This window comes from Bacteroidota bacterium, from assembly GCA_013696965.1.
Classification (GTDB): Bacteria; Bacteroidota; Bacteroidia; order JACCXN01; family JACCXN01; genus JACCXN01.
On sequence record JACCXN010000022.1, the window covers coordinates 41,717 to 50,897 of the forward strand.

The following is a 9,181-nucleotide window of genomic DNA, read 5'->3' on the forward strand; positions in this document are numbered from 1 at the left end:
CTACAGGAAAATACTATTTTTATTACGGGTATTGGTCTCATTTTGTGCGGTCACTAAAACCTATGGGCAGAAAGATAGTAGCATAAATAATTTTATAAATAACTTGAACCGCTAGTAGTGCATTGCCAAAAGTTGTTATAAAATGGGAGAAAGATCGAACGTATATGCCAGCATAAGATGGTTAAAACCAAAGCAAATCCCAAATTATTTTCGCACTGGAGATTGGTGCACCCATAATTTTAATACTTTAGTGTTTTATAAACAAGAAGAGCCATGTGAGGGAGACTTTCAAACACGGTTCCGTGCGAACGTAAGTGTTAAAAATCACGAATACCAATTAGAAAAAATATAAAATTTGTAAATTCCCTTGCGTGACTCGATTACCTGCAAAGCTAATCGGACCTCAAAGATTAACATAAAAACGGAATGAATAAAAGAATATACATTAAAGACTGGTTGCTGTTTAAACCATATGACAGTCAAACAATAACAGATAGTTATTATTTAAAACTGAGCAATGACGTTAAACAAGCTATCACAACCAATAAACAATCATTTGTACTTCAAATATATTTAGGCAAAGAAGAGGTGAATCAATTGGCTTGTTTTTTAACTTCTTATTTCGAAGATATCATCTCTGGAACTAATATTTGGAACAGTTTTATTAGTGTACACAAACGCTTATATAAAAAACAACTACCGTTTTATAATATTGACGAGTACTACGAAGAGGAAATAAATGTTCAAGACGTAAGTCTTTTAACATGGTATTTCTTAAATACAATACAAGAAGAAAAATTCATTGCACCTTATAATGATTTTATTGTTAAAACAGCCGAAAAGGTAATGGATGTTTTTGACAAAGCATGGGAATATGCCCCCGAAAATGAGTACCTTAAATCATTTTATCAAATAGATATTAAAGAAGATGATTTTTATGTTGCTAGAAATTTGATTGACACTATTTTATTTAATTCATATTTATTTTATACAGATACTTTATTCGACTTAAAAGAAAAAGAACTTGAGATAATTGAAGAAAGTAAAAATGACAAAGAGATAATGATGTTTATAAACGAGAACAGAGATGCATTACTTCATAAAAGCCACACTCGTTTGCTTAGTCTAACCGGAAAAGAATGGGTTTCGGAAATATTAGGTAATAATCATCCTCTTAGTGCTGATTTTTTAAACATTTCTAAAAGAATAAGAGGGTATTTTTTTTACAAAGGACAAGACCATAAAGATATTTTTCTTGAGCATATTGCATCAAGTAAAAAATTTAAACTAACAAAAAAATCATTTGACTATTCCGATAATTTAAAAGAAATTGATACCATAATATTTATGGGAATTGTAAAATGGAAAGACGAATGGTGGTTTTCGGGAATACAATTTCAAGCTCCATTTGACCCTGATTTAGTTTTAGATGAAAAAAATTCTCTAGAAAGCAGAATGGCAGTTAATTTCCTAGACCATCAAAAAAAGGAAGTTGATGAAATGCTCGAAAAACAACTAAAAGCTTTTAAGAACTTTAATAATGGTTCGCAAATAGCATTTATTCCATCAGATAAAATTAATGACTTTTATAAAGCCTATACCGAGTTTTTTAACAATTCACTAAATCTTTCTGATAAAGAAATTGAGGAAGCCCACAAAAGAAACCGTAAAGATGGATTTTTTGGAATTGAAGATAATCCTGAAAATTATTCTGAAGTTGCTGAAACAGGATTGGCATTTTTCAATCCGAAGAGCGGAAGTGAAATAGCTTTGGCAGTTAATTCGGCATTCCCTTTATCAAACAATCCATATTTTGAAGAAGAATCCAGTGAAGACCATATTATGCGGTTGTTAATGGACGAAAGTTTATCTACTGAATTGGTAATGTATTGTATTGATAACTGTAAAAAAGAATTACCTTTTTTTAATAAAGGTGTTGGCAAAATGTATTTAGACGATATAGACTTTTTACTTCGTTTTTGGAAGAAAAATAATTATCACTCAATACCATCAATAACTTTTACTGGACAAGATGAAAAATAGTTTACACCAACCATACCTTTGTCATAGTTTGAGATAGCTTTAAACAAAAAAACAGCCCCATTAAGAGGCTGTTCCCATTTAAAATGTTACTTGTTTTATAATTAATGAGAGGACAATTCCTTTTCAGTAATTACTCCCATTTGCATAAGCATACCTAAATTATCACCCACTCCCCAATGTTCTGTTATCATGCCATTTTCAATGGTAAAAATATCAATATTTGTAAATGAAATATTTTTATTGGTTGGCTCGATATCAAATAAATTTCCAGTGTGCTTTCCTTTAAAATTAGAAAGTACTACAACTTTATTTTCGCAATTTAATACTTGTTGAATTTCAATTTTAAAATCAGACATAGCATCAAAATAAGTTTGACCGATCTCTTTAAAATATTCCAACCCTTTCTTGTTTGAAGTAAAAGCCGGATCAGGTGTATGCTCTACTATATTTTCATGCATATATTGATCGAATTGATCAACTTTTCCAGCTTCAAATAATTTGAATGCTTTTGTTACAATTTCTACATTTTTTTCCATGTTAATTATTTTTTTAATTAATTTATTAGTTGTTTTACTTAGCATGAAATTAGTAATAATTATTTGTTTTTAAAAGCCTGCCCCAAATGTGGCAATAACAACATTTATAGTGGTTTAACACCATATTAGTATTGATATATCCCTTTATTAAATGTTTGAAACAAAAAATCCTTTTGTTAAAAGCGCATTGAGAAATTAAGAATGTATTTTATTTCACTTTTGACCTTCTAACCCTCCCTTAAATCAGTCTGTTTAATCAGTCTGTTTATATTTCGTGAAACTGAATTGGCTTTTCAGGTTCGGAAGAAATATAATAGGTGGCCTGAATGCCAAAACGAAATTCATTTTTACAATATCGGAAATGAGGTCATAGCATTTTCTGAAAAATTATTTATAGAAATAATGTAAAATGAAAACTAAAAAAATAAAAAGAAGAGGCTTCATATACCTACTTTCAAAGAAATAGCAGAGAAGAATCCTGAGAAAATAAAAGAATTAAAAACTGTGATAATTAATTTAAAACAGCTCTATTTGAGCAGGAGCAAACTCTTTTGGGAGCTCGTTTGTGCTAAAGTTAGCCTGAATTTATAAACCTTCAAATGTTCAATATTCATAAAACCGATGTATTCATTGGGAACTGTCTCCAAGCTAGGTCTTTATTGCCAGTTGTTCGTGTTTGGCAGTAAGCACATATTAAACCCAAAACAAAGTGCATTTTTTCTAATAAAGTATTGAAAATAAATATTTTACGTTTTGATTTGCAAATAGGCTTTACTTATATTGCATCCACCGCATTAAATATTTGTCATAAACTTCGTAATAAGGGTTTTCTACTGCGGAGTTATAAAAAACAAGTTCTTTTTTGAGCAGGGCATCTAATCCTCTTTTTACTAAGGCAGGGGTTCCTAATTTATAGTTTGCAATAAATTCTTTAGCCTGTGGCTGATGCACTTTTTCTTGTTTTGCAATTGCAAGCAATATGTTCCATTGTGAAATTGTCAACAGATTCTTATATTGAAAAAAAGTATTCTCATTGAGCTTTAATATAGAAAGGGCTGTTTCATGCGCATCTTCCAAGGTGTTGTTTTGCTTGTTTTTCGCAAAAAGCATAAAACAAAAATACTGTGTGTAAAAGGTATGCAGCTTTGTGAATTCACATATAAAATCAATGCAATCTACATCAATATTTCGATTGTTTTCTTTAAACTTTTGATCAATAAATTCCTTGTATTCTTTTTGGTTGATGTAGGTTAAATTCATGTTGGAACAACTGGCAAAAAAAGGACGTTTGGCAGAATTGAAAATTTCGTGCATCATTTTTTGGTTGCTTCCGCAAAAAACAAAGCAAATGTTTTTCAAACCTTGAATACAGGTTCTTAAAAGGGCTTCGGTGTTTGTTTCAGGATAATCCAATATTTGCTGGAATTCATCAATGGCAAATACTACTTTTACATTTTGCTGGTCTAAAAAATTAAAAATTTGCCCAATTGTATTTTCTTTTTGAGCTGTGGTTTGCATGGTTAAACTAAGGGATGGATTTCCTGTTAATTCATCAAAACTTATAACAGGGCGAAAGCGCTGAAATAATTCCATTAATTTCCTGCCTAATGTTTTTTGCGCAGGAAATCGGTTATATACTGCCGTTGCCAGTTGATTGGTAAAGTCAGATATGTTGTTAGTTGCTAAAATATCAACATATATGCAGGCTATTTTGAGGCTGTTTTTGTAGGGATAAAAAACATGGTGGATTAAACCTGTTTTTCCCAACCGCCTGATTGCAAACAGGGTAACATTCACTCCGTTTAGCATGAATTGCTGGAGCTGTTTGCTTTCCTGTTTTCTATCGCAAAAATAGGCAGGCCCCCTGTACCCTATGGATACAAATGGATTGAAATCTTTTTCCATCCAGCAAAAATAGTTAAATTTTAATTATGATACAAAATGTATCATACATTTTGTATCATACATTTTGTATTATAATTAAAATACTCCCATAACCCATCACAAAACCAACCAACCTTTTTTCCCGGAATTTCAACAATTCAATTTAAATATATTCAGTTTTATTTACAATTGCAGCCTTTCTGGGGCACTTCAAATTATTGATTGACAGATTAACTGTTCAAATGAAATACTTCATTAATGATTTTGATTTGCGGAGAATATTTCTGTTATCTCCGCATTTTTGGACCGAATAATCTCTTTTGTTGTTTTTTCTGTCACGCTTTTTGTCCCCATCCGACCTGCAGCACATTGCTTTTTAATCAAAAAATTAAAACTGCGATAATTAATTTAGAACAGCTCTAATTGAGCAGGAGCAAACTCTTTTGGGACTTCGTTTTTGCCCCAAAAATTCATACTATTACCATCTTGTTTATCTGTAATCCTTTAAAACACTAACCTTTCCTAAGGAGGCAATAAACGTTGAATCCTTTTTTCATGAACATCAGTATTCTCACTACTGGCACAATGGCGCATATACACGGAAAATTGCATCATGTTAAAACCATTTTTTAATAGGTTAGGAAACACGATATTAGTTGTTGCTAAAGCTTCTATTATTAAAGTCAAACAAAAGAAATATCGGATTAAAAAACTGCTTCTTTTAAGGAAAAAACACCTTGATTGAAGCATTTTTTGTTTTCCGACACTATCCCACAAAGTGTGTAAACAAAAAAAGTTGAATATTAATTCATTTTCATTCTGTTGTCAAAAATAATTAAAAATTGATTACAAATTATTCCCCAGTCCCTGATGGGCATGGTCCATTTATTTGGAGCTTCATTAACAGATAAAAATGTGGATTTTAAAAACAGCATCATCAGTTAGATAAGAGAGCTTGTTTTTTGTGTATTTTCTGATTTTTCCATTGAGGTGATTTTCAATCAGATTAATGCAGTCCCAAATCAGCTAAATACCTCTCAGCATCTAAAGCAGCCATACATCCTGTGCCTGCAGCAGTAACTGCCTGTCGGTATATTTTATCAGCCGCATCGCCAGAAGCAAATACTCCTGGTACTTTTGTTTTAGTACTTCCAGGGGTAACAATTAAATAGCCTGTAGAATCCATATCCAGCCAATCCTTGAAAATTTCAGTATTTGGAGTGTGACCAATTGCAACAAAAAATCCGGTTACATCCAGTCTTTTGTCTTCCCCGGTTACATTGTTTGTAATTAAAACACCATCCACACCTTTATCTCCTAATATTTCTTTAGTATCAAAATTGTAAAGAATTTCAATGTTGGGAGTGTTCAAAACTCTGTATTGCATTGCTTTTGATGCCCTGAATTCATCTCTACGCACAATCATATAAACTTTTTTGCAAAGTTTTGCAAGGTAAGTTGCTTCTTCGGCAGCAGTATCACCAGCTCCAACAATTGCTACATCCTGTCCTTTAAAAAAGAACCCATCACATACAGCACATGCTGAAACTCCAAATCCATTAAGTCTTTGTTCTGATTCCAAGCCAAGCCATTTGGCTGAAGCTCCTGTAGAAATTATAACTGTGTCGGCAAGTACAGTTTTATTTTCGTCAATGGTTATTTTGTATGGTGCTTTTATAAAATCAACTTCTGTAACCAAGCCCCAACGAATATCTGTTCCAAATCTTTCAGCTTGTTTTTTAAAGTCCTCCATCATTTCAGGACCTTGAGTCCCATCAGGGTATCCAGGATAATTTTCTACTTCAGTGGTAATGGTAAGTTGTCCTCCAGGTTGTAAGCCTTGATACATAACTGGTTTCATATCTGCTCTTGCTGCATATATAGCTGCAGTATACCCAGCGGGTCCGGAACCTATTATTAGGCATTTGATTCTTTCTAATTCTTCTGTCATTTTTTCTTAATAATATTTGGAATAGCACATTTAAAACTGAGCACGAAATTAGGGTTTATTGATGATTTTAACTGTTTATAATATTAACAAGTTATCTACAATTTATATCCCCCCTAAATTATTTTGCTCTGGGGTTTGATTAAAAAGTGAATTGAATTTGAAAAATTGGATACTGGTTTAATATCCAATCAAGAGATTTTGAAATTAAGATTAGGTTAGAAGATGTCCTAATAATAGGGTGTTAATAATTTTCTTTAATGGAAGTTTTTGGAATTGAAAGTTAAAGTTTCAATATTATTTCAGCTTTTCTTTTTATTCAAAGGCAATAATAGTATCATATACAGCTCCATAACCGGCCCAATATCCTAGGCCTCCTTTTGAAATGTTTGATCTTATTGTGGAGGGTGCAGCAAAAGGATTTCCATTATTTGCAATTTCAGTTTCAACATCCCGAAAAAACAAATAAACTTCACGATCTATCGAACAAAATTTTATTACGATTGTATCTGCTTCCCTGTAATATGCACTTTCTGAATTATTATCAGTGGGTACATCCGAATTTGCTTTAGTTCCTCTATAAAAATAAAAATCAAAGGTTTTGCCGTTAAAAAACTGATCCTCATAAACAGAATTTGTAACTGGTACATAATTTTCATCCTTACCTAGTCTTTTAGTGAAAATTCGATATGCGTTGTAGCCAATTGGGTCACTTAATTTTGCCCATATCACACCATGGCTACCTTCTGAGTTTCTTTTTTTATACCAAATACTATCCAAATTAACTGGGGAAGGAATTGTGGTAGTAGAATGGTATTCTTTTCCACTGTACTTAACCGACAATGTATAAGCCTGATTTACCTGACCCAAAAGATTTGGGTTTAAACTGGTATAAAAACAATAATTGTATAATTTAAGCTGTGCTTCTGAGAGTCCGGTTAATTCAGAAATAAGAGGCAAAAAGGATTCGGAAATGCTATCTATGCAAATTTGGGTAAGTTCATATGTCTCTCCTCCAAAATCAATAGATACCTGGGCATCTTTAACCATCAGGTTTTGCAAAGTAGAAAGGTCAGTAGGAGCAAAATATCCAATGTTTTTTGATAAAAAAACAATTGGGGGCATATTCTGTTCAATAAACCCTTCTACAACTAATTTCTCTTCAGATTGGGGAATATCAATTGTTATTTCCTTTTCACAGGCTGAAGATATAAGCAGAAATAAAAAAACAAGTAAATTGTATTTAAAGGTTTGTTTGTTAATTGTCATATGGAATACTGTGTTAAATTTCATTCCTGTTTGTGCATGCTTTAAGCATGGCTATTTCATATGTATATAATTTGTTTTTTAAAGGTCATATGGAATACGCCATGTTATATTCATTAGTGTTTGTGCACTGTTCGGTGCATGGCTATTTCATAAGGCAATAAATTAAGTTAAACAATAAATAAACTGGCAATAGCTAATACCTCCTCTTTTGACAGTGGCTCATCCCATGCTTCCTGCACACCTTCAAGAGGAATATTGGTAATCGTGGTGGCATTCACTCCAGCATGTGTTGTGTTTGCTTCTCCATCATACACAGCTTGGGTAGGGGCAGGCAATGTTCCTCTGTTGTCGCCTGTAATCCAACCTTTTACAGTATCTAAGCCTTTTTTTGTCCTAAGCCTCCTAACTTGGGAAGCGTGCCTGGCTTCCACGGAATGAATTTGCAATGCTGCCGTTAGTATATCAGGGCTACTTATTAAATTTCCAGCTTGTCCTTTATAAGCCCTTACACCAGTATCTTCATAAGCCTGGGCTAAAGCAAGAAAATCCGGGTATTGGTTGAATGGGTCAAAGGCTCCACCAGCAGTAAAGTCAAAAGTAGGCTTGGAAACTGGAGTTCCTCCTAGGGAGGAAATGGTATCCTTTAAAAAGGTAACATGTACATCCTCATGCAGCCCTATTTGCTGAAACATTGCCCTTTCGGCACCCGGTATTACGTTTGAAGCTAAGCCCAGCTGATAATATTCGCTCTCAAGGTATTCAAGCGTAAGGGCAAAATTCAATGTTTCAATTACTGCGGAGTTGCCTGCTGCCGATGCCATAGTAGGTATTGCAGCCAAAACACCGGCAGGGATTGCTGCTATTGCAACTTTTTTGCTAAATTGGCTTAATTTTGACAAGGCGTTTCTCCTGGATGCAAAATTGTCATATTCTTCCGGACTTAAGTTTTCTAAGTCCAATCGGTCTAGTAATGATAAAATTCCCATAGTTTTATTTTTTAAGTTTTAGGTAAGTTAGCCGCATTGATAGGCGTTTTAACATAAATTGAGGCAATTGCAAGAACCTGTGATGGGGTTCTGACCACATCAAGCCCCTGCGCATTTACTACATCATTTCCGGCAAAATCAATTGAATTTGGATTGATTAAATCCCTGATTGCTGCGGCATGCCTTGCCTCAACAGATACTATTTTACCTGCAATGAGCAGTAAATTGACATCCTGCAAGAGCCTGCCTGCTCCATTATAGGCAGATACCCCTAAATCTTCAACAGCCTTAGCTGTTGCCAATACACTGGCACGGTCAGTAAAATCTACGGTGCTGAAATCAACTTCTAAGTCAGGTATTACAGCTGAGCCAATGGCGGCTTTTAGGAAATCCCTATGGGCCACTTCATGCCTTCTCAAGTCTTCCATAATTTTTCCTTCTTCTGATGACATGCCACTATATGGTGTAGCAATAATCTGAGTATAAAAGGCCGCTTCCAATTGCTCAAGCGCATA

7 protein-coding genes and 1 pseudogene are annotated in these 9,181 nt (G+C 33.5%); 1 reads left to right on the forward strand and 7 read right to left on the reverse strand.

Translation table 11 applies throughout. The features are described 5' to 3' along the window. Positions 1-426 precede the first annotated feature (426 nt). Positions 427-2,043, forward strand: a complete 1,617-nt coding sequence (locus tag H0V01_04025; GenBank protein ID MBA2582540.1) for a DUF3843 family protein — start codon at positions 427-429, stop codon at positions 2,041-2,043. Between the two features lie 101 nt (positions 2,044-2,144). Here the strand turns inward: H0V01_04025 and H0V01_04030 are convergent, their stop codons facing one another. From H0V01_04030 to H0V01_04060, 7 genes and pseudogenes are all read right to left on the reverse strand, one after another. Next, the gene (locus tag H0V01_04030; protein ID MBA2582541.1) at positions 2,145-2,579 is read right to left on the reverse strand and encodes an ester cyclase; all 435 of its coding nucleotides are present in this window, start codon (positions 2,577-2,579) and stop codon (positions 2,145-2,147) included. A 771-nt stretch (positions 2,580-3,350) separates the two neighbouring features. Then, a complete protein-coding gene (locus H0V01_04035; protein MBA2582542.1) occupies positions 3,351-4,484 on the reverse strand; it encodes an ATP-binding protein in 1,134 nt (377 codons plus the stop codon). Positions 4,485-4,871: 387 nt separating this feature from the next. Continuing rightward, positions 4,872-5,213 (reverse strand): annotated as a pseudogene (gene cas2, locus H0V01_04040) (CRISPR-associated endonuclease Cas2). A gap of 256 nt (positions 5,214-5,469) precedes the next feature. Further along, on the reverse strand, positions 5,470-6,414 hold the full coding sequence (gene trxB, locus H0V01_04045; protein MBA2582543.1) for a thioredoxin-disulfide reductase: 945 nt from the start codon (positions 6,412-6,414) through the stop codon (positions 5,470-5,472). 312 nt (positions 6,415-6,726) lie between these two features. Beyond that, on the reverse strand, positions 6,727-7,680 hold the full coding sequence (locus H0V01_04050; protein ID MBA2582544.1) for a DUF4249 domain-containing protein: 954 nt from the start codon (positions 7,678-7,680) through the stop codon (positions 6,727-6,729). Between the two features lie 167 nt (positions 7,681-7,847). Continuing rightward, positions 7,848-8,666, reverse strand: a complete 819-nt coding sequence (locus tag H0V01_04055) for a ferritin-like domain-containing protein (protein ID MBA2582545.1) — start codon at positions 8,664-8,666, stop codon at positions 7,848-7,850. Between the two features lie 11 nt (positions 8,667-8,677). Continuing rightward, the coding region (locus H0V01_04060; GenBank protein MBA2582546.1) for a ferritin-like domain-containing protein at positions 8,678-9,181 on the reverse strand (504 nt) is incomplete at its 5' end.

Bases quoted from the DNA above. Each gene is read 5' to 3' on its own strand.
- H0V01_04050 (MBA2582544.1), bottom strand. From the start codon at position 7,680: ATGACAATTAACAAACAAACCTTTAAATACAATTTACTTGTTTTTTTA.
- H0V01_04025 (MBA2582540.1), top strand. From the start codon at position 427: ATGAATAAAAGAATATACATTAAAGACTGGTTGCTGTTTAAACCATAT.
- trxB (MBA2582543.1), bottom strand. From the start codon at position 6,414: ATGACAGAAGAATTAGAAAGAATCAAATGCCTAATAATAGGTTCCGGA.
- H0V01_04055 (MBA2582545.1), bottom strand. From the start codon at position 8,666: ATGGGAATTTTATCATTACTAGACCGATTGGACTTAGAAAACTTAAGT.
- H0V01_04030 (MBA2582541.1), bottom strand. From the start codon at position 2,579: ATGGAAAAAAATGTAGAAATTGTAACAAAAGCATTCAAATTATTTGAA.
- H0V01_04035 (MBA2582542.1), bottom strand. From the start codon at position 4,484: ATGGAAAAAGATTTCAATCCATTTGTATCCATAGGGTACAGGGGGCCT.